This window comes from Rhizobium sp. 05L429 (assembly GCF_056397645.1).
In genome coordinates, this window is sequence record NZ_JBFTNV010000002.1 from 276,853 (window position 1) to 298,067 (window position 21,215).

18 protein-coding genes are annotated in these 21,215 nt (G+C 61.7%); 8 read left to right on the forward strand and 10 right to left on the reverse strand.

Features of this window, described 5'->3' with window-relative positions:
* Positions 1-1,491 (forward strand): glycosyltransferase family 39 protein, encoded by a 1,491-nt coding sequence (locus tag AC1DNW_RS03110; protein WP_162748624.1) that lies wholly within the window; start codon positions 1-3, stop codon positions 1,489-1,491.
* Here AC1DNW_RS03110 and AC1DNW_RS03115 read toward each other — a convergent pair.
* On the reverse strand, positions 1,488-2,855 hold the full coding sequence (locus tag AC1DNW_RS03115; RefSeq protein WP_113311476.1) for an aspartate aminotransferase family protein: 1,368 nt from the start codon (positions 2,853-2,855) through the stop codon (positions 1,488-1,490). The genes AC1DNW_RS03110 and AC1DNW_RS03115 overlap by 4 nt on opposite strands.
* A gap of 45 nt (positions 2,856-2,900) precedes the next feature.
* Here AC1DNW_RS03115 and AC1DNW_RS03120 point away from each other — a divergent pair, with 45 nt between their 5' ends.
* Together AC1DNW_RS03120 and AC1DNW_RS03125 are read left to right on the forward strand one after the other, a co-directional pair.
* Complete coding sequence (locus tag AC1DNW_RS03120; protein WP_477851851.1) at positions 2,901-4,277, forward strand: glutamine synthetase family protein; 1,377 nt, start codon at positions 2,901-2,903, stop codon at positions 4,275-4,277.
* Positions 4,278-4,443: 166 nt separating this feature from the next.
* On the forward strand, positions 4,444-6,219 hold the full coding sequence (locus AC1DNW_RS03125; RefSeq protein WP_162748625.1) for a GGDEF domain-containing protein: 1,776 nt from the start codon (positions 4,444-4,446) through the stop codon (positions 6,217-6,219).
* A 3-nt stretch (positions 6,220-6,222) separates the two neighbouring features.
* Here AC1DNW_RS03125 and AC1DNW_RS03130 read toward each other — a convergent pair whose 3' ends face one another.
* Entirely contained in the window at positions 6,223-7,167 is a 945-nt protein-coding gene (locus AC1DNW_RS03130; protein ID WP_113300936.1) for a diacylglycerol/lipid kinase family protein, read from the reverse strand.
* A 302-nt stretch (positions 7,168-7,469) separates the two neighbouring features.
* Here AC1DNW_RS03130 and AC1DNW_RS03135 point away from each other — a divergent pair, with 302 nt between their 5' ends.
* A complete protein-coding gene (locus tag AC1DNW_RS03135; protein ID WP_113311478.1) occupies positions 7,470-8,690 on the forward strand; it encodes an MFS transporter in 1,221 nt (406 codons plus the stop codon).
* On the opposite strand, the gene AC1DNW_RS03140 is transcribed toward AC1DNW_RS03135, so the two are convergent.
* On the reverse strand, positions 8,658-9,059 hold the full coding sequence (locus tag AC1DNW_RS03140; protein ID WP_113311479.1) for a winged helix-turn-helix transcriptional regulator: 402 nt from the start codon (positions 9,057-9,059) through the stop codon (positions 8,658-8,660). The two genes, AC1DNW_RS03135 and AC1DNW_RS03140, sit on opposite strands and share 33 nt — an antisense overlap.
* A gap of 104 nt (positions 9,060-9,163) precedes the next feature.
* Between AC1DNW_RS03140 and AC1DNW_RS03145 the strand changes: the two genes are divergently transcribed.
* Positions 9,164-10,177 (forward strand): zinc-binding alcohol dehydrogenase family protein, encoded by a 1,014-nt coding sequence (locus tag AC1DNW_RS03145; RefSeq protein WP_113509035.1) that lies wholly within the window; start codon positions 9,164-9,166, stop codon positions 10,175-10,177.
* Between the two features lie 316 nt (positions 10,178-10,493).
* Complete coding sequence (mgtE, locus tag AC1DNW_RS03150) at positions 10,494-11,867, forward strand: magnesium transporter (protein ID WP_113311480.1); 1,374 nt, start codon at positions 10,494-10,496, stop codon at positions 11,865-11,867.
* 316 nt (positions 11,868-12,183) lie between these two features.
* Here mgtE and AC1DNW_RS03155 read toward each other — a convergent pair whose 3' ends face one another.
* The 5 genes from AC1DNW_RS03155 to AC1DNW_RS03175 form a co-directional block, all read right to left on the reverse strand.
* On the reverse strand, positions 12,184-12,981 hold the full coding sequence (locus tag AC1DNW_RS03155) for an ABC transporter ATP-binding protein (RefSeq protein ID WP_113311481.1): 798 nt from the start codon (positions 12,979-12,981) through the stop codon (positions 12,184-12,186).
* Entirely contained in the window at positions 12,974-13,981 is a 1,008-nt protein-coding gene (locus AC1DNW_RS03160; RefSeq protein ID WP_113311482.1) for an iron ABC transporter permease, read from the reverse strand. Before AC1DNW_RS03160 ends, AC1DNW_RS03155 begins: the two co-directional genes overlap by 8 nt.
* Positions 13,978-14,991, reverse strand: a complete 1,014-nt coding sequence (locus AC1DNW_RS03165; RefSeq protein ID WP_113311483.1) for an iron ABC transporter permease — start codon at positions 14,989-14,991, stop codon at positions 13,978-13,980. Before AC1DNW_RS03165 ends, AC1DNW_RS03160 begins: the two co-directional genes overlap by 4 nt.
* A gap of 6 nt (positions 14,992-14,997) precedes the next feature.
* Positions 14,998-15,930, reverse strand: coding sequence for an ABC transporter substrate-binding protein (locus tag AC1DNW_RS03170; protein ID WP_113311507.1), 933 nt, complete (start codon positions 15,928-15,930; stop codon positions 14,998-15,000).
* A 123-nt stretch (positions 15,931-16,053) separates the two neighbouring features.
* On the reverse strand, positions 16,054-16,575 hold the full coding sequence (locus tag AC1DNW_RS03175; RefSeq protein ID WP_477851855.1) for an Lrp/AsnC family transcriptional regulator: 522 nt from the start codon (positions 16,573-16,575) through the stop codon (positions 16,054-16,056).
* A gap of 97 nt (positions 16,576-16,672) precedes the next feature.
* Here AC1DNW_RS03175 and AC1DNW_RS03180 point away from each other — a divergent pair, with 97 nt between their 5' ends.
* Positions 16,673-17,578, forward strand: a complete 906-nt coding sequence (locus AC1DNW_RS03180; RefSeq protein ID WP_113300927.1) for a DMT family transporter — start codon at positions 16,673-16,675, stop codon at positions 17,576-17,578.
* Positions 17,579-17,654: 76 nt separating this feature from the next.
* Here the strand turns inward: AC1DNW_RS03180 and AC1DNW_RS03185 are convergent, their stop codons facing one another.
* Both AC1DNW_RS03185 and AC1DNW_RS03190 read right to left on the reverse strand, forming a co-directional pair.
* On the reverse strand, positions 17,655-18,275 hold the full coding sequence (locus AC1DNW_RS03185) for a L,D-transpeptidase (RefSeq protein WP_113311484.1): 621 nt from the start codon (positions 18,273-18,275) through the stop codon (positions 17,655-17,657).
* A gap of 230 nt (positions 18,276-18,505) precedes the next feature.
* A complete protein-coding gene (locus AC1DNW_RS03190) occupies positions 18,506-20,170 on the reverse strand; it encodes an electron transfer flavoprotein-ubiquinone oxidoreductase (protein ID WP_113311485.1) in 1,665 nt (554 codons plus the stop codon).
* 254 nt (positions 20,171-20,424) lie between these two features.
* On the opposite strand from AC1DNW_RS03190, the gene AC1DNW_RS03195 reads away from it, so the two are divergent.
* Positions 20,425-21,213, forward strand: a complete 789-nt coding sequence (locus AC1DNW_RS03195) for an SDR family oxidoreductase (protein ID WP_113311486.1) — start codon at positions 20,425-20,427, stop codon at positions 21,211-21,213.
* Positions 21,214-21,215 lie beyond the last annotated feature (2 nt).

Genomic DNA, 21,215 nt, shown 5'->3' on the forward strand with positions numbered 1-21,215 from the left:
GTGCAGAGCCTTTTCAGCCGCCGGCCCAATCTCATCCTGGCGGTGCTTGGAACCTATTTTCTGCTCCACCTGATCGTGCGGCTCAGCATTCCGAATGCGCTGGAGCTGGACGAGGCGGAGCAGATGCTGCTCTCGCAGTGGTTCGCCTTCGGCTATAATTCGCAACCTCCCTTCTACAACTGGGTGCAGTACGGGGTGACATCGCTGCTTGGCGCGTCGCTGTTTTCGCTGTCGCTCCTCAAATGCACCATGCTGTTCCTGTCCTATGTCTTCTACTGGCTGACGGCGCGGCTGACATTGAAGAACAGCAGCCTGGTGGTGGTCGCGACGCTTGGCCTGCTCACCGTGCCGCAGATCGTCTTCGAGGCGCAGCGGGACCTGACGCATTCGGTGGCGACGATCTTTGCCGGATCGCTATTCCTCTACGGCTTTTTCCGCACGCTGAAGACGCCGTCGGCCATTTCCTATGCGATCGTCGGCGTTGCGACCGGCATCGGCATCATATCGAAGTATAATTTCGCGCTTCTTCCAGCCGCGGCATTCGTCGCTGCGCTGATCGATACCGATTTCCGCAAGCGCCTGTTCGATCGGCGACTGATACTGACCATCGTGATTTCGATCGCTATCGTCACGCCGCATGCAATCTGGTTCCTGCAGCATCTCGACCTCGCCATCGATCGCACGCTGCACAAGATGACCGGTGAGGAGAAAGGCTATCTCTCGCAGATATCGACCGGCTTTCTCCGCTTCATCTCCGCGATGGTCGGCATTGCCGGCGTCTCCGTCGTCATCTTTCTGGCGCTCTTTGCCAAATCGCTGCCGGCAATGTCGCGCGCTTCCAGCCGCTGGTCGAGAATTGCCGGGCGCATCCTGCTGATCGAGATCGGCGCCATTGCGCTGATGATCCTGCTTGCCGGCGTCGACAACGTCGCCGACCGATGGCTGACGCCACTCTTCCTCATCCTGCCGCTCTATATCTGCATGAAGGCCGACAGCGCCGAGGTCGATGCGGGAGCGCCCTTGCGCGCATCGCTGGCGGTGAGCGGCGTGATCATGGGCGTCGTGCTGGCCGTGCTCGCCATGCGCGCCTATTACGGCCCGCTCTTCGGCAAATATCAGCGGCTGAACATCCCCTACGGCAGCTTCGCCGAGACGATCCGCAAGGATATCGGCGGCGAGCCGGGGCTGATCGTCGGTTACGACCCGCATCTCGACGGCAATATGCGGCTGCTGATGCCCGGCACCCCGGTACAGTCCTATTTCTATCCGGACTTCAAGCCGAAGTTCCAGCTGGACGCAAAACATCCCATCGTCTTCGTCTGGCGTGATGACAAGGGCAAAACGCCCCCGGCCTGGCCGAATGAATATTTTGGAGATGTACTGGCGCAAACCGGCTTGAAGCAGCCGGAGACGCATATCGTTGCCCTGCCCTATATCTACGGCCAGCCGGGTGACACCTATCAATTCGCCTACGCGATCGCCTATCCCTAAGAGCGCAGCTCCTTCCAAGCAGCATCCAACGCAATCTTGGCGATGCGCGCCATCTCGTCGACCTCCTCGTGGCTGATAACGAGCGGCGGCGAGGCCAGCATGCGGTCGCCGGTGGCGCGCAGCACGAGGCCGTTTGCCAGAGCATGGTTGCGCACAAGCGCGCCGATCGGATCGGGTTTTTCGAAGCGGGTGCGGGTCTTCTTGTCGGCGGCAAGCTGCAGGCCGCCCATGAGGCCGACGCTTTCAGCCTCGCCGACGAAATCGTGCTCGGCAAGGGCGCCCCATTTCTTGGCGAAATAGGGGCCGATGTCATCGCGCACGCGCTCGACCAGCTTTTCCTCCTCGATGATGCGCAGGTTTTCGAGGGCGGCGGCAGCGCAGACCGGGTGGCCGGAATAGGTGAAGCCATGGTTGAAATCGCCGACCTCGTTGATCAGCACATCGGCAATGCGATCGCTGACGAGCACGCCGCCGATCGGCAGATAGCCTGACGACAAGCCCTTTGCGATTGGGGCAAAGTCCGGCTCGACGCCGAAATATTGATGGCCGAACCATTCGCCGAGGCGGCCGAAGCCGCAGATGACTTCATCGGTGACGAGCAGGATGTTGCGCGCCTTGCAGATGCGGTCGATCTCCGGCCAGTAGGTCTCCGGCGGAATGATGACGCCGGCTGCGCCCTGGATCGGTTCGGCGACGAAGGCTGCGACATTCTCCTCACCCAGTTCATCAATCTTGGCTTCCAGTTCGCGGGCAACCTTCAGGCCGAATTCGGCGGGCGAGAGATCGCCGCCTTCGCCATACCAATAGGGCTGGCCGATATGGACGATGCCGGGGATCGGCAGGTCGCCCTGCTCGTGCATGTATTTCATGCCGCCGAGGCTGGCGCCGGCGACCGTCGAGCCGTGATAGCCGTTGCGCCGCGCAATGACTGTCTTCTTCTGGGGCTGGCCGACCGCCGCCCAATAGACGCGGGCCATGCGGAACCAGGTGTCGTTCGCCTCCGAGCCGGAGCCTGTGAAGAAGATATGGTTGAAGCGCGGTCCGGCCTTGGACGTCACCTTCTGGGCCAGCAGGGTCGCCGGCGGCGAGGTCGTGCCGAAGAAGGTGTTGTAGTAGGGAAGCTCGTTCATCTGCCTTGCGACGGCATCGGCGATTTCCTTGCGGCCGTAGCCGATATTGACGCACCAGAGACCGGCGAAACCATCGAGATACTTTTTGCCGTTGTTATCGAAGATATGCACGCCCTCGCCGCGCTGGATGATGCGCGTTCCCTCGGCATTCAGCTTCTTCATGTCGGAGAAGGGATGCAGGTGATGGGCGGCATCGATCGCGGCAAGGTTCGAAAGCGGGTAAGTATCGGACATGATTAGACCTTCGGATTGAAAGGCTTTCTGTGATGGTTTACGACCTTGGCCTTCTGCGAGAGGATTTTCAAGGTCATGGCGAGCAACGGCAAAGAGGCTGGAGAAGGCGATCCGCGTTTCGAGATCCTGATCGTTGGCATGAATGGCGATCTGCGCGGCAAGCAGCTTCCGCTTTCGGCCGAAAAGAAAGTCTGGGCCGGCGATATCCGCCTGCCGACCTCGACGCAGTCGCTCGACATCTGGGGTGACGACAATGACGACATTACCGGCCTGTCGCTGACGATCGGCGATCCCGACGGCAATGTCATCCCCGATCGCCGCAGCCTGACGCCGATGCCCTGGGCGCCGGAGGGATCGATGCAGGTGCTCGCCACGATGCACGAGTTCGACGGCAGCCGCAGCTTCATGGACCCGCGCGGCATTCTCGCCTCTGTGCTCGAACGCTATGCCGAGCGCGGGCTGACGCCCGTCGTGGCAACCGAGCTGGAATTTTATGTGGTCGAGGAGAACTGGCGCGAGACGGGCATTCCCTCCCCGCCTGTTAGCCTCACCTACCGCGGCGAGCCAAACGGCTTTCAGCTCTACGACATGAGCGCCGTCGACGCGCTCGACGCCTATCTGCAGACGTTGCGCGCCTATGCAAAAGCGATGGACCTGCCGGCGGAGGCGACGACGGCGGAATTCGGCCCCGGCCAGTTCGAGGTGAACCTGTTGCACCGGCCCGATGCGCTGGCTGCGGCCGACGACTGCCTCTACCTGAAGCGCATCGCCGAGCAGGCAGCGCGCAAGCACGGGCTGAAATCGACCTGCATGGCCAAGCCCTATTCGGAACATGCCGGTTCCGGTCTGCATGTTCATGCGAGCATCATCGACAGGGATGGCAACAATATTCTCGATGCCAAGGGCGGCGAGCCCAAGCTTTTGAAATCAGTGACGGCAGGCATGCTGCAGACCATGCATGAGGCGCAGCTCGTCTTTGCACCCTTCGCCAATTCCTATCGCCGTTTCCAGCCAGGATCCTTCGCGCCGACCGACCTCACCTGGGGCACAGGACATCGCGGCACGGCCATCCGTATCCCTGACAGCAACGGGCCGGCGGCGCGCATCGAGCATCGCGTGGCGGGCGCTGATGCCAACCCCTATCTGCTGCTGGCGGCTATCCTTGGCGGCATGCTGCTTGGCCTTGATGGTGATCTCAATCCCGGTGAGGAAACGACGCCCGCCTACACCCCGCCGGGCGCGAAGCGGCTCACGCATGATTTCCTGACGGCGGTGGAGACATTCCGGCACTCGGCTTTCATCGCCGATGTCTTCGGCGAGCGGTATCGCAAGCTTTATGGCGACACAAAGTACAAGGAAGCGATCGCGCATCTGCGCACGGTATCGGATTTCGATTACCGCACATATCTTGCGCGCCTGTAAGTTAATATAACCCTTCATATAACAGTCATCTAGACGCTTTTCTTAACCCTGTTGGCATTCTCGCCGATATATACTCGGCATCAGTAATATATGCCTGATACCGGCATGTGCAGTGACCGGCAGCGGAGCCGGCATGGATAATCGTACAGGGAAAGGGATCGGTTTGATGAACCGCATCACTCTTGAGGGAAAGCTGCTGTTTGCGACCGTCATCGTCGCCTTTCTCACCCTCGTTCTGACAGCTAGCGCCCTCATTCCGACCTATGAGAGCTACCGTTCGACTCATGACAATCTGCTTGCCGTGGAACGCTTCCAACAGGTTCTGGAGGTCGCCACCCACATGTCCGCGGAGCGCGGCCCGGCCAATGACATCATGGCGATCGAGCCGGATAGCAGCGCCCCAGCGACGGAGCGGCTGAGGGTCTTCCGGCGCATCAGCGATCTGGCGCTCGAGGCTCTCGACGAGCCGCTTGCCGTCGATGTCTCTTCCGCCCTGCCCGATCTGCAGAAGGCTATCGACGATACCAGGGACCAGCTTCGCAAAGCCCGTGAGGCCGTGGACCGGGTTGCCGCAACGCCCCTTGCCGAGCGCCGGCCGCAGGATGTCCAGGCCGCGATCGGCGAAATGATCGAGGTGATCGAAACCTTCCAGCATGTCGTCGACTGGCACGTGGCGGCCCTCACGAGCCGCCGGCCGGAACTGACCGCGCCGTTCCTCACCGGACGCATGATCAGTGACATGCGCGAATATGGCGGGCGGGCCGCCTCACAGATCATGGGGCCGATCGCCACACGCCAGCCGCTGCGCGACAGCCATATCACCGATGCAAACCGCACTATCGGGCGGCTTCTGGAATTGCGCACGCTGATGCAGGGCCAGAAGATCGTCAGCGATCATGATGCGCTGTCTGCCAAGCTCATGAAGGATGTCGATACGATCTTTTTCGGATCCGGCCTCGACCTCGTGAAGATCCTCATAGAACAAGGCAAGATTTCCGGCGATTATTCGATCTCCGCCGTCGATCTGACGCGCAACTATGTTCCGACGCTGCAGCCACTAGCGCGGCTGCGCACGGTCTTCCTCGATGATGTCGTGAAACGCTACAGGGCCCAGCATGACGCAGCCTCCTACCGTCTGGCCGCCATTGCCGTCATCACGGCTTCTGCACTGGCGGTGCTGCTCGCCCTCTTCCGCTCCATCCGCCTTCACATGCTCGATCCGCTGCTGACGGCGCGCCGGCAGATCATCGCGCTTGCCGAGGGCAACGCCATGACAAACCTTGGGGTCTCCAAGGCACCGGAGATGCGCAGCCTGTTCGAAGCGCTGGAACTGCTTCGCGGCAAGCTTGACGAGCGGGCCGAATATGAGGCCCGCCTGAGGATGCAGGCCGAGAAAGACGGCCTGACCGGCGTATGGAACCGCCGGGCGCTGGAAGGCTTCGGCAATGCCCCTTCGGAGCGTGAGGAAGATGTCTGCCTGATGCTGATCGATATCGATCACTTCAAGACGGTCAACGATACCTATGGTCACCTCACCGGCGACGCTGTGCTCATCGAAATCGCGTCACTGCTGCAGAGCGCCATGCGGCCGACGGATATTGTCGCGCGCTATGGCGGCGAGGAATTCGCCGTTCTCGTTTCGAATGCCGATCTTGAGGCCACCGCAGCTTTTGCGGAGGAACTGAGCAGCCGCATTCAGGCGCATGTCATCCGCGATGCGGAAACCGGCGTCGATCTCTCCGTCACCGTCAGCATCGGCGTCGCCTCCGGCGCCTGCGGTACCGAAGGCTGGCGACAGCTTATCGCATCGGCCGATGAGGCGCTTTACTGCGCCAAGAAGCAGGGACGCAACCGCACCTGTGTATTCGGGGACGAAGCGGACCGGGATATCGTCGAAAACGCTCTAATTCCTTTTAGAGCCAGGCGCTCCGCTTCGCTCTGAGCGTCAAGCGGCCGGCTCGCGCCGCTCCCCCTCGCCTTCCTGTGCGGCGAGCCCCTGTTTGACCAGCACCTTCAACTCGCCGGGATGAAGCTTGATCGTGACGTCGCGCTGCAGCGGCAGAAGCTCGCCATCCATCACACAGTTCGCCTTGGCGCGCAGCTTCGGGAAGTGCAGATGCACCTCGGCCGGATGCAGGACCATGACCGCATCGTTTTCGCGGAATTTGCCGCGCAGCATGTCGATAGCCAATCGCGCGACACCGAGCGGTTTCAGCGGTTTTGCGGTGTAGAAGCCAAGTTCGCCGCTGCGCAGATTATCGGCATAGAGCAACGCGTTTTCGCCGAAGGGGTTGTTTGATACCGATATCGCCGAGACGCGGCGGGTTTCTTTCATGCCGGCCGCCTCGAAGGCGACCTCGAATTCCGGCGGGTTGAAGACGACGCCGAAGGCGGCGCGAGTGCTGGCGCGCATCTTTCCGAAGCGGGAGCGATAGCTGTAGGAATTGCGGTAGCGCACCATGCGCGCATGCAGGCCGGCGGAGAACTGGTGGATGAAGGGCCTGCCGTTGGCGCTGGCGATATCGACATTGTCGAGTTCGCCGAAAGCCAGCACATCGAGTGCTTGCCAGATATCGAGCGGCACTTTCAGCGAGCGGGCAAAGAGGTTCATGGTACCGGCCGGCACGACCCCGAGCGCTACGCCGTTCTTCCAGGCGATCGACGCTGCTGCCGAAATGGTGCCGTCACCGCCGCCGGCGACTATGCCGTCGATGTCGTCACGCCGCGCTGCCCGTTCCATGGCGGGAACGATCTCGTTGCCGGAGAAGACGATGGCATCGAAATCATGGCCGGCTTCGCGGAAGACTTCTTCCGCGCGCCTTTCATATGCCTGCATGTCTGTCGTTCTGAAGGTACCGCCGTCGCGATTGAATAAACCGACGAGCTTCATGAGGTGCCTGTTCCCTATCCCGCTGTTCCTGACCTCAAGATGGTTGAAGCATATGCGATTTCAAGCCGGATGATTTGCCCGGCAACATCGCCGAAACGCAAATATTGCAATGGACGTATGCAGATAGCGCTACGCTGCACTGCAAAAAAAGCACTCGACGCTGTCAGCTTCGCGTTCAATAGATGGGATACTGGAGATCACATCTCCGCCTCCCGCCATTTCTGCCCACCAATTCTAGATGACCGGTTCTGCGCTCAAAGCCAGCAGCCGTTGCCAAGCTTAGATCCTCCGAAGGACCACCCGTGAGCCAGGTTGCCGTCAACGATTCCATCGATTCCGAACTGGAGGCAGCGCTTCCCTCGGCCACGACTGTCGCACTGGTACAGCTGGCGCTCGCCGCCGGCGGCTTCGGCATCGGTACGGGCGAATTCGCGATCATGGGCCTGCTGCCCAATGTGGCGGACACTTTCTCGGTCACGACGCCGCAGGCAGGTTATGTCATCAGTGCCTATGCCCTTGGCGTCGTCATCGGCGCACCCGTCATCGCCGTGCTTGCCGCCAAGATGGCGCGGCGCACGCTGCTGCTTTGCCTGATGTTGCTCTTTGCAGTCGGCAACATCCTGAGCGCAGTCGCTCCGACCTTCGAGAGCTTCGCGGTTCTGCGGTTCATCACCGGCCTGCCGCATGGCGCCTATTTCGGTGTTGCCGCCCTCGTCGCCGCCTCCATGGTGCCGGTGCATCGCCGCGCACGGGCCGTCGGCCGCGTCATGCTCGGCCTGACGGTCGCGACCCTGCTCGGCACACCGCTGACCACCTTCTTCGGCCAGGCGCTCGACTGGCAGGTCGCCTTCCTGACCGTCGGCATCATCGGGCTTGTAACAGTCGCGCTCATCTGGTTCTACGTGCCGCATGACAAGGTTTCGGAAGGGGCAAGCGCGCTGCGCGAACTCAGCGCCTTCCGCCGTCCCCAGGTGCTGCTGACGCTTGCCATCGCCGCTGTCGGTTACGGCGGCATGTTCGCCATGTTCAGCTATATCGCCTCGACGACGACGCAGGTGGCGATGCTGCCGGAAACGGCCGTTGCGCTCATGCTGGTGCTCTTCGGCGTCGGCATGAATGCCGGCAACTTCATCGGCTCGTGGCTTGCCGACAAGTCGCTGCTCGGCACGATCGGCGGGTCGCTCGTCTACAATATCGTCGTGCTGACGATGTTCTCGCTGACCGCGTCGAACCCCTATATGCTCGGGCTCTGCGTCTTCCTCGTCGGCTGCGGCTTTGCGGCAGGCCCGGCGCTGCAGACGCGCCTGATGGATGTTGCGGCCGATGCGCAGACGCTGGCGGCCGCCTCCAACCACTCGGCCTTCAACATCGCCAACGCGCTCGGCGCATGGCTCGGCGGCCTCGTCATTGCCTGGGGTTACGGCTATGCGGCGACCGGCTATGTCGGCGCCGTCCTGTCCTTCCTCGGCCTCTTCGTCTTTGCCGCGTCGCTACGCCTGGAGCGCCGCACCCGGAGCGCTTAACGCCTTCGTGATACGCAGCTCGCGGCCCTCCGGGCTGCAGAACACGAATTCATCCCCCCAGGCGGCGAGCGCCCGGATGACCGGCTTCAGCGTGGAGCCGAGCGGCGTCAGCGCATATTCGACGCGCGGCGGCACGACCGGGTAAACTGTTCGTGAGACCAGGCCGGAGTGCTCCAGCTCGCGCAGCTGCTTGGTCAGCATGCGCTGGGTGATGGCAGGCAGGTGGCGCCTGAGCTCGTTGAAGCGCAACGTCTTGTCCATCAAGTGAAAAAGGATCACGCCCTTCCACTTTCCGTCGAGATAAGTCAGCGTCGCCTCCACCGGGCAACCGGGGAAATTCTCGATCAGCTTGGCGCGCGGGCGTGACATTTACAGTATCCTTTTTGGTACTACGTACAGAATTTGTGCATTCTTGCGTTGCCGGAACATAGGTCGCATCTAGCTCTCGTACAATGAACACAGGAGTTACCAAGATGCGCGCCGTCGCTTACAAGACCCCACAGCCAATCGCCGCCGAAACCTCGCTGATCGATGTCGAACTGCCCACACCCGAGGCGAAGGGCCACGATCTGCTCGTCGAGATCAGGGCCGTCTCCGTCAACCCTGTCGACGTGAAGGTCCGCGCCAACATGGCGCCACCCGCCGATGAGCTGAAAGTGCTTGGCTTTGATGCCGCCGGCATCGTCAAGGCTGTCGGTTCCGATGTCACGCTCTTCAAGCCGGGCGACGAAGTCTTCTATTCCGGCGTCATCAACCGCCCTGGCTCGAATGCCGAATTCCAGCTCGTCGACGAGCGCATCGTCGGCAGGAAGCCGAAGAGCCTGGATTTCGCCGCAGCGGCCGCGCTGCCGCTGACCTCGATCACGGCCTATGAGGCACTGTTCGACCGGCTGCGTGTGACCGATCCGGTGCCGGGTGCCGCCCCTGCCGTGCTCATTATTGGCGGTGCCGGCGGTGTCGGCTCGATCGCCGTGCAGATTGCCCGCACGCTCACCGACCTGACCGTCATCGCCACCGCTTCCCGCCCAGAAACCCAGGAATGGGTGAAGGCTCATGGCGCGCACCATGTCATCGACCACTCCAAGCCGCTCGCCCCTCAGGTCGCAGCCCTCGGCATCGGCGCGCCGGGCTTCATCTTCTCGACGACGAATACGGACAAGCATGTCGCCGATATCGTCGAGGCGCTCGCGCCGCAGGGACGCTTCGCACTTATCGACGATCCCAAGACCTTCGATATCGTTCCCTTCAAGCGCAAGGCGGCTTCCGTTCACTGGGAGCTGATGTTCACCCGCCCACTCTTCGGCACGCCTGACATGATCGAGCAGCACAGGATCCTGAACAGGATTTCCGAGCTCGTCGATGCGGGCAAGATCCGCACGACGCTGTCGGAAACCGTCGGAACGATCAATGCCGCAAACATGAAAAAGGCGCACGCCATGGTCGAAAGCGGCACGATGAAGGGCAAGGTGGTTCTCGCCGGATTCTGAATTTCCGGACTTCGGAAACCAGCTTTTTCAATCGTTTGAAATAATACGTAAACGATACTGACTTACAATGCCGCGCCGAGGGTGCGGCATTGTGGCGTTAAGCATCTAAGCAACTTGACTTTTTCCGCATTCGAGACCACCTAGTGCGACACGTGCATGACACACGTTTTGCACGGATATCAACGGAGCCATCATTCAGATGCCAAGCGACAGTAGCAGTCGATTGCCTTTGCCGTACGCGGCCTTCGTGCGCTGACCTGGACGCTCCGGGCTCGCCCGATCGGACGCTACGGCGGATCGACGGAAAGGCGAGCCAATGAATATCAATCGCTTCCCCCTGCGGGCCGGCTATGCCGCCCGTGCCTTCATGAACAACAGCCGTGTTGCGTCCATTGCCGAGCGCGTGGAATCGCTGAACGGGCTTGCCCCGGCTGAAGCCGGCCGCATCCTTTCGCGGATGCCGCAGGAATATGCCGTCAACATTCTCGACCGTCCGGAGCTGCGCAACGCGCCGGCCATTCTGGCGCTGATGGACGGCACGGATTCGGCCCGCCTCCTGCATGGCATGTCGAACGACCGCGTCGCCGACGTCCTGCTGGAGCTTGGTATCGACGACCGCGTGCGCCTGTTCTCCAGCCTGGAAGAACCTGTCCGCATCGCCATCCAGCATCTGATGGGCTATCCGCCGCGCACGGCCGGCAGCATCATGACGACGGAATTCGTCAGCGTACCCGACGACTGGACGATCGCCCAGACGCTCGACCATGTGCGTCAGGTCGAACGCTCGCGGGAAACCGTCTATGCCATCTATGTGCTGGACCATAATTCCGGCGCGCTGCTGCATGTCGTGACGTTGCGCCGCCTCATTACCGGCGAGGCCGACGCTTCGATCCTTTCTGTCGCGCAGAAGGGGACGCCGGTTTCGGCCGATGCGCTGATGAAGCAGGAAGACGTCGCACGGCTGATCCGCAAGCACGACCTGCTGGCGCTGCCCGTCATCGACGATCACGGCATGGTGCTCGGCATCGTCACGGTCGACGATGTGATCGACACGATGATCTCAGATACGACCGAAGCTGCCCAGAAGTTCGGCGGTATGGAAGCACTCGGCAAGCCCTATATGAAGATCAGCTTCGGCGGCATGATCCGCAAGCGGGCCGGCTGGCTCTGCGCCCTCTTCCTCGGCGAAATGCTGACGGCAAGCGCCATGCAGCATTTCGAAGGCGAGCTGGAGAAGGCTGTCGTGCTGACGCTCTTCATTCCACTGATCATGAGCTCCGGCGGCAATTCCGGTTCGCAGGCAACCTCGCTCATCATCCGGGCGCTTGCTGTCGGCGAGCTGAAGCTGACCGACTGGTGGCGGGTGCTGCTGCGCGAACTGCCGACGGGCATCACGCTCGGCGCCATTCTCGGACTTGTCGGCATGCTGCGCGTCATCTTCTGGCAGACGGCCGGGCTCTATGATTACGGCCCGCACTGGCAGCTCGTCGGCCTGACGGTCTTTGCCGCATTGGTCGGTATCGTCACCTTCGGCTCCATCTCGGGTTCGATGCTGCCGTTCATCTTGCAGAAGCTGCGGCTCGATCCGGCAACGGCATCGGCTCCGTTTGTCGCCACGCTGGTCGACGTCACCGGGCTCGTCATCTATTTCTCGGTGGCTCTGCTGATCCTCAGCGGGACGCTGCTCTAGATCCTGCTTCAGATTTCAGGCCGCTCGGCCTGAAATCATCTCCACCCAACGCTTTGTTATGATGCAATTCCGGGCGAGTCCTTCAGTGCCTGCATAGGATGCAGGAGATGCAGGGGCAGTTTTCGTCGCTCTATAGGAATTGTCAGATTCAATGCCTGTCATATCACCGTCTGACAATTCCCACGCGACCTATAAAAAAACCTATGCAAGCCCTGCATCCTATGCACCTTACCAGTGATCTGGTTCGTTCTGTACAAGAACAGCTCCATCCCGTCGGTTCAACGCAGACCCGTTGCACGTTTTTGCTGGGATGGCTCTAACGTTCGACGAAGGGCAGGCAGAGCGGTGTGCCATCAACGGGATGGGATATCACGACCGCGTCGATCCCAAAGACGGCGCGAATGAGCTCCGGCTTCAGAATATCGACAGGACTGCCTGACGCGTGAATGCCGCCATCAGCGACCGCGATGATGTGGTCGGCATATTGGGCGGCGTGGTTGAGATCGTGGACGACCATGACGACGGTGCGTCCACTTTTCCCGTTCAGTTCCTTCAACAGTTCCAGAACTTCCAGCTGATGGGCGATGTCGAGATAGGTCGTCGGCTCGTCCAGCAGCAGGATCGGCGTTTCCTGCGCCAGCGCCATGGCGATCCAGGCGCGCTGCCGCTGGCCGCCGGAGAGGCGGTCGAGCGGGCGCTCGGCGAGATCGGTCAGGCCAGTTGCGGCAAGCGACGCTTCGACGATCTGCTCGTCATGGCGCGTCGTGCGTGACAGCATGCCCTTGTGCGGGTGGCGGCCGAAGCGGCAGAGCTGGCGCACGGTGAGGCCATCAGGCGAAACCGGGCTTTGCGGCAGCAGCGCCAGCGTCTGGGCAATCACCCTGCCGGGCATTTCCGCAATCGCTTTGCCGTCCAGCGTCACCGTGCCGCCGAGCGGCTGGATGATGCGGCCAAGGGCGCGTAGCAGCGTCGATTTACCGGAGCCGTTGGCGCCGATAAGCGCCGTGATCTTGCCGTCGGGGATCACGACATCGACATGGTCGAGGACTTTGATCGCGGCGTAACCGAGCGTCAGATCCTCGGCGGAGAGGCGTGAATGGACGGCATCAGTCATGACGGCCGGCCTCCTTGATCAGCAGGAAAATGAGATAGGGACCGCCGATGACGGCAGCGACAATGCCGGCAGGGATCTCGTTCGGCAGGGCCACGAGCCGGCCGATCAGATCGGCAGTCGATAGCGTCAAAGCGCCGATCAGGGCGCTTGCCGGAACCATATGACGGGCGCGCGGGCCGACGAGCAGGCGCGCGGCATGCGGTGACAACAGGCCGAGGAAGCCCATTGAGCCGACAGCGGCGACGCTGCCGGCGCAGAGCAGCACCGAGACGACAATAAGGCCGCCGCGCAACAGGCCGGGCGAAATGCCGAGGCTCGTCAGCGTATCGTCGCCGAAACCGCCGGCATCGAGCCTGATAGTAGCGATCAGCACCAAGGGCAGGCAGGCGACAAGCCAGAGCGAGAGCGCAATCACATCGGTCATCGTCGAGCCGTAGACACTGCCGGCGAGCCAGACCATCGACTGGTCGGCGCGGGTCGGGAAGAGCACCATGACATATTGCATCAGCGCCTGGGCCAGCATGCCGAGCGCCACGCCGACGAGCGCCAATGCCGCAATACCGCCGCCGAATGCGCGTCCGATGGCGAGCAGCACCAGCGCACCGGCAACGGCACCGGCGACGACGCCGGCCGGAATTGCCCAGACGGCCCAGGCCGGCGGCGCAAAGAGGCCGGCAAGGAAGGCACCGAAGCCTGCCCATTTGGTGATGCCGACGACATCGGGTGAGGCCAGCGGATTGCGCAGCGCGCCTTGAAGGAAGACGCCGGCAACGCCGAGCGAGGCGCCGGCGAGGATGGAAACGATGACGCGCGGGGCGCGGTACTGCATGACGATGAATCCGCTCTTGCCGCCGGCGATACCATCCAGCACCTGACCGACCGACAGCGTGACGGCGCCGATCGTCATGCCGATAACGGCAACGACGAGAATGAGGACCGCGATGGCAAGGCAGACGCTTGCTGCGCGCAGGCTCTTCGATGGCAAGGCGGCACTCGTCATTTCGCCCTCTGATGCCAGAGGATGACGAGAAAGGCCGGTGCGCCGATCAGCGCCGTGACGATGCCGACAGGCGTCTCCGCCGGAAAGGCGGCGACGCGGCCCAGCAGATCGGCGGCATTCAGCAGCAGGGGACCGGTGATGGCGCTGAGCGCAATGACCGTCAGCTGATCGCCGCCCGCCAGACGGCGCACGATATGTGGCACCAGCAGACCGATGAAACCGATCGGGCCACTGACGGCGACGGCGGAACCGGCGAGAATGACGATCAGCACCGCCGCAAGACCGCCGACGCGCCTGGCATTCTGGCCGAGCGAGACGCCTGTGGCGTCGTCGAGCGCCAGAACGCCGAAATGACGGCCGCCAATCAGGGCGATACCACCACCCAAGAGCGTGAAGGGCAGGATGATCCAGACCTTGCTCCACTGCGCGCCGTTGATGGAGCCGGCGAGCCAGTAAACGATATCCTGCCCGGCATTGTTGGCGATGAGAATCGCCTGCATAAGAGCTGCAAGCACGAGCTGGATGGAGATGCCTGCGAGTGCCAGCTTCATTTCGTTCATGCCGCCGGACACCGAAAGCGCCCACATGGCAAAACCGACGGCGGCCGCGCCGATGAAGGCCGGCCAGACCGTACCGCCGGCGCTTAGGCCCGGCACTGCAATAAGGCTGATGACGATGACCAGTGAAGCCCCGGCATTGATGCCGAAAGTCTGGGGTGAGGCCAGCGAATTGCGGGTGAGCGTCTGGATCAGTACCCCGGCAACAGCGAGATTGGCGCCGACCAGCATGGCGAGCATCGCCCGCGGCAGGCGGACGTCCCAGACCAGCGCGCTGTCGGGCGAGCCATCGGGTGCAAAGAGCAGGTGCAGGGCCCTGATAACCGGCAGCTCGGAGACGCCGAAGGAAATACTGCCCAGGATGATAATGGCAAGCGCAAGCAAAAGGCAAAGCGCCAGCAGCACAGGGCTGCCGGTTCCATGCCGCATGATTGCGCCGCTCCTTGTCGTCATTGGCGCTTATCCGGCCTGATAGACCTTGGCGAGTATCTCGCGAGCGATCATCTCCGCCGTCGTCAAACCGCGAAAACGGGAAAACTGGTTGCGGTCGACCTGAAAGATCATGCCGGCCTTCACCGCCGCAATGTTGTTGAAGGCGGCGTTGCTCTTCCACTGGTCGAACACGGTGGCGCCGGTATCGGTCGCAACCAGAAATACGTCCGGATTGATGGCGACAAGGCGCTCGATCCCTGCCCCGCTTTCCACGGCATCGCTGGAATCGATGGCCGGCGTCAGGCCCATGGCCTTGAAGACGGAACCGGTGAAGGAGGAGGAGCTATGCAGGCTCATGGAATCCGGATTGGCGACGGCGAGGAGGAAGCGACGCTTTTCGCCTGCCGGGATCTTTGCGACCAATCCGGCGATGATAGCCTCATGCGTGGCAAGCGCCTGTTGGCCCTTTTCCTTTTCACCGAGCGCATCGGCGATGGTCACGACAGAAGCCTTGATCACCTCGTAGCTGCCTTCCCAACTGTTCAGCACGATGGTCGGCGCAATGGCACTCAATTGTTCATAGATCGCCGAATGGCGGAGTTCATCGGCGATGATGAGATCGGGCGTCAGCGCTGCGACGAGTTCCAGATTGGGCTCCAGGCGGGTCCCGACCGAGCTGTAGTCGATCTTCTTGCCGAGAAGCTGCTCGATGCGCTTCGACTGATTGTCGTCGGTGATGCCGACGGGCAGGACATCGACCGCATTCAGGGCCTGCACGAAGGAGAATTCGAGAGCGACGACGCGCGACGGCTTGCCGGAGATTTCGGTCGTGCCGAGCTCATGTTTGATGGTGCGCTTATTATCGTCTGCAAGGGCAAGGCCCGGTACGGCAGCGGTAGCACAGGCCGAAAGCAACAGGCCGAACTGGCGGCGCGACAGCGGAATATCAAAAACGCTCACGACAAAATCCTTCATACTGAAATGATCGACCGGCCCTCACACCGAGTGAGACACCGGCTACAGAAATGAAGCGGATTTTTCAAGTAAAGTTTACAATCGCACTCACCTTATTCCGCTGCTGCGTCAATTGCGCTCGGGCAGCTTCAGTGGTCCATGCGTCTTGATACTGCGGATGGCAAAATTCGAGCGGATATCGGTGACATTCGGCAGGGTCAGCAACGTCTCCGTCAGCAGCCGTTCGTAGGCCGAGAGGTCTTCGACCACGACCTCCGCCAGGAAATCGGCGGTGCCCGAGATCAGGAAGCAGGAAACGATCTCGGGAATAGCGAGCAGGGCTGCCTGCTGCGCCTCGGAATTCTCCCGGCTGTGGTGGGCGACCTTGAATTCGACGAAGACGGTGAGGCCGAGGCCGACCTCCTTGCGATCGATATCGGCCGTGTAGCGGCGGATGACGCCGATTTTCTCGAGATTGCGGATACGGCGCAGGCAAGGGGATGGCGAGAGGTTCACCTTCTCGGCGATCTCGACATTGGTGGCGCGCGCATCTTCCTGCAGGCATTTCAGGATGGCAATATCGAATTTATCGAGATTTGGCATTTTCGCGAACTCTGAAGGCACAAATTGGCAGATCATTGCGCATAGCATGATTTTTGAGCCATAGATAGCAAGGACATGCCTCTGCGTCTGGCGCTAATCTTCTCTTCAACCGGACAGGATCCGGACGGAGGAAAGGATCAGGACGATGAGCACGATCGCATTTTCAAACGACAAATCGCCTTCGCAATCCCTGGGTTATGCTGCCGGCACGATCACCGTGCTGATTTGGTCGACATGGTTTCTGGCGACGCGCCATAGTGCGGCAACGCCGCTTGGGTCGATCGACATCGGTCTTATCCGCTTCGGCATTCCGGCGCTCGTGCTTTCGCCCGTTTGGCTGCGGACCGGGCTCTTACCGAAGGGTCTTCCGCTGCATCTGCTGGCGATCATGGTTGCCGGCTGCGGTGCGATCTTCTTCCTGGTGACCACGCTTGCCATTCACTCCACACCGGCGGCCTCGTCGGGCATTCTGCTCGGCGGTTCCATGCCGCTTGCCACCGCCTTGATCGGCATTCTGCTGTTTCGCGAACGGCCGGATGCCACGCGGATTGCCGGGTTGCTGGCGATCGTCGCAGGTGTGATGATCCTGCTTGCGCGCAGCCTTGCCGATGCTTCCCTGCCCTGGACCAGCTTCGTGCTGCTGCCATCAGGCGCCGTTCTCTGGGCAAGCTATACGCATGCCTTCCGCCGCTCGGGCCTGACCGCCATCCAGGCGAGCGCATTGATCGCCATCTGGTCCTTCCTGATCATGGCCGCCCTTGCGCTGGTCTTCGGCGTTTCACTGCCGCAGGTTCCTTTGCCGGAGATCGGGTTGCAGGTGCTGAGCCAGGGCATTCTCTCGGGCCTCGTCGCCATGGTCGCCTATGGCACGGCCGTTCGTACCCTCGGCGGGACACAGGCTGCCGCCTTCACGGCACTGACCCCGGTGCTTGCTACACTCGGCGGTGGCCTGCTGCTCGGCGAGCAGATGGGACTTGCCGAAATCAGCGCCGCCGTCATCACCGGCATCGGCGTGGCGCTTTCGACCGGCATTGCCGCCAAGCGCCGCTGAGCATTCTCCAACAATAAAAGCCGCCGACGGCGATCAGCTGCGGCGGCTTTTATGTGGCGATAGTTCCGGCTTGGGGTCAGGCTGTCGCCTGGATGACCACGACCCTGGCGCCGACTTCGACGCGGCTGTAGAGATCGATCACATCGTGGTTCATCATGCGGATGCAGCCGCTCGACATGGCAAGGCCGATCGATTGCGGCTGGTTGGTACCGTGGATGCGGAAATGCGTATCGCCGCCGCCGCGATAGAGATACATGGCACGCGCGCCGAGCGGATTGTTCGGACCGCCCGGCATGCCGCCGGCGAGCTTGCGATAGCGCTCCTCGCGGCGCTGCATGTTTTCGGTCGGCGTCCAGCTCGGCCATTCCGCCTTGCGGCCGACATAGGCATTGCCGGCAAAGGCAAGCCCTTCGCGGCCGACGCCGACGCCATACCGCATCGCCCTGCCGTCACCGAGGATGTAATAGGCTCGGCGCGCCGGCGTATCGACGATAATAGTACCCGGCGCATAGCTGCCCTCATAGGCCACTTCGGTGCGGCGCAGCTCCGGCTTGATCTTGTCGATCGGCACCTGCCGCAGCGGAAATTTCTCATCCGGAAGGGCTGCATAGTTCGTCTGGCTGTTCAGAGTGGTCGAAGAGCAGCCGGCAACAAAAAGGGGCAGAGCGATCAGAAAGCCCCTGCGCGAGATCGTCATGAATGTGTCCTTAGCGCGTCAAGAAGATGTCGCAAGCTAAGGAGATTATGGTTAATGAAATGATAAACGGACGCAGCAAATAGAGATAACGAATGCGTTATCAGGTATAGGCGACGCGTTACTCGGCTATAGGTTCAATACTTCCAAGCAGCGCGCCACATTGATCTGCAGCAAGTTTTCCCAGCGACCGGTTTGGAGCCGAGTTCGCGGCACCGAACGATCATCCCGTGTTACATATTCGGATAGACCGGTCCCTCGCCACCCTGCGGCGGCACCCAGTTGATATTCTGGTTCGGATCCTTGATGTCGCAGGTCTTGCAGTGGACGCAGTTCTGGGCGTTGATGACGAAGGTCTCTTCGCCGTCCTTTTCCACCCATTCGTAGACCCCGGCCGGACAGTAGCGTGTCGACGGGCCGGCATAGATGCCGAGTTCCGATGACTTCTGCAGCGCCATGTCCTTGACCTGCAGATGGACCGGCTGGTCCTCCTCATGATTGGTGTTCGACAGGAAGACGGAGGAGAGACGGTCGAAGGTGAGCACGCCATCCGGCTTCGGATAGTCGATCTTCTTGTGCCGCGAGGCCGGCTCCAGGGAAGCAGCATCGGTCTTGCCGTGACCAAGCGTGCCGAAGAAGGAGAAGCCGAGGAGCTGGTTGGTCCACATGTCGAGACCGCCGAGCGCCACGCCCAAGGCCGTGCCGAACTTCGACCAGAGCGGCTTGACGTTGCGCACCCGCTTCAGGTCCTTGCCGATATCGCTCGCCCGCCAGTCGGTTTCGATCTCGACCACTTCGTCATTGGCGCGGCCTGATGCAATGGCGTCGGCGATGCGGTCGGCCGCCATCATGCCCGAGAGCACGGCATTGTGGCTGCCCTTGATGCGCGGCACGTTGACGAAACCCGCCGAACAGCCGATCAGCGCGCCGCCCGGGAAGGAGAGCTTCGGCACCGACTGATAACCGCCTTCGGTGATGGCGCGCGCACCATAGGAGAGGCGCTTGCCGCCTTCGAAAGTGCCGCGGATGGCCGGATGGGTCTTGAAGCGCTGAAACTCCTCGAAGGGGTAGAGATAGGGGTTCTTGTAGTTCAGGTGGATGACGAAGCCGACGGCGACGAGATTGTCTTCCAGGTGATAGAGGAACGAGCCGCCGCCGGTCTTCATGCCGAGCGGCCAGCCGAAGGAATGCTGCACGAGGCCGCGGCGATGGTTCTCGGGCTTGACCTCCCAGAGCTCCTTGAGGCCGATGCCGAATTTCTGCGGTTCGCGGTCGCTTGAGAGGTCGAACTTGGCGATCAGCTGCTTGGCAAGCGACCCGCGCACGCCCTCTCCAACAAGCACATATTTGCCCATGAGCGCCATGCCCCGCGCGTAGCTCGGGCCGGGCTCGCCATTCTTCTCGATGCCCATGTCGCCGGTCGCGACACCGATGACGGTACCTTCGTCATTGTAGAGGACTTCCGCTGCGGCAAAGCCCGGATAGATCTCGACGCCGAGTTCTTCAGCCTTCGTCGCCAGCCAGCGACAGACAAGCCCGAGCGATACGATGTAATTGCCGTGGTTGCTCATCAGCGGCGGCATCATGATGTTCGGCAGGCGGATGGAACCGGCAGGGCCGAGCAGCAGGAAGTGATCGTCCTTGACCTCGGTCTTGAAGGGATGGTCGCTTTCGCTGCGCCAGCCGGGCAGCAGGCGATCGATGCCGATGGGATCGACGACTGCCCCGGAGAGGATATGGGCGCCGACTTCGGCCCCCTTTTCCAGGACGACGACGGACAGTTCCGGATTGACCTGCTTCAGCCGGATCGCCGCCGAAAGACCGGCCGGACCGGCGCCGACGATCACCACGTCGAATTCCATGCTTTCGCGTTCGGGCAGCTCAGTCATGTCGGTCATCCATCCGTCTCCGCTCGGCCGTTTCAAGGCCGTTCATCCCCATTATGGGGTACTCTCTTGTCAAAACCGGAAAACATTGTCGAGCCGGGAAGCGACAGCCAATCCCCCAATTCGCACAATGATGTTCCCTAGCACAAAAGATTATATAACGCTTACGTTAACGTCAATTATTGAAGTGGTTCGGAAGCTGTCTTCGGCCTTTTCTTTCACGGGACTTGCGCCCTATAGAAAGGGCACAGGAAATGGAGGAAATCATGGATCTCGGCATCAAGGGCAAACGCGCACTCGTACTGGCCTCCTCGCGCGGTCTCGGGCTCGGCATTGCGAAGGCGCTGGCGCAGGAGGGAGCGAATGTTCTTCTCTGCGGGCGCAGCGGCGAGCAGCTCGACGCCAATTGCAAGGCGATCAATGCGCAAGGCAAGGGCAAGGCCGACTGGATCTGGGCCGACCTTTCCGAGGACAATTTCGTTGGAAGCGTCACGGCCGCCGTGCAGGAGAAATTCGGCGGGCTCGATATCCTCGTCAACAATACCGGCGGACCGACGCCCGGCACCACCGAGGACATGACGCCGGAGAAGCTCGAAACCTATTTCTTCTCCATGGTGGCGCGCGTCATCACGCTGACCAACGCACTGCTGCCCGGCATGAAGGTGCAGGGCTGGGGCCGCATCCTGACGGTGGCCTCGTCAGGGGTTATCGAGCCGATTGCCAATCTGGCGCTGTCGAACACGCTGCGCCCGGCCCTTGCCGGCTGGAGCAAGACGCTGGCATCGGAAGTGGCCGGCCACGGCGTCACCACCAACCTGCTGCTGCCCGGCAGCATCCTGACCGCACGGCTCGACGATCTCGATGGTGCCGCCGCCAAACGGACCGGCAAGAGCGTCGCAGACATCCGCGTGGAAAAGGAAGCACGCATTCCGGTCGGCCGCTATGGCAAGGTCGAGGAATTCGCCGCGACGGCCGCCTTCCTCTGCAGCCAGCCGGCGAGCTACATCACCGGCTCGCTGATCCGCTGCGACGGCGGCGCGGCGCGTTCCGTCTGACT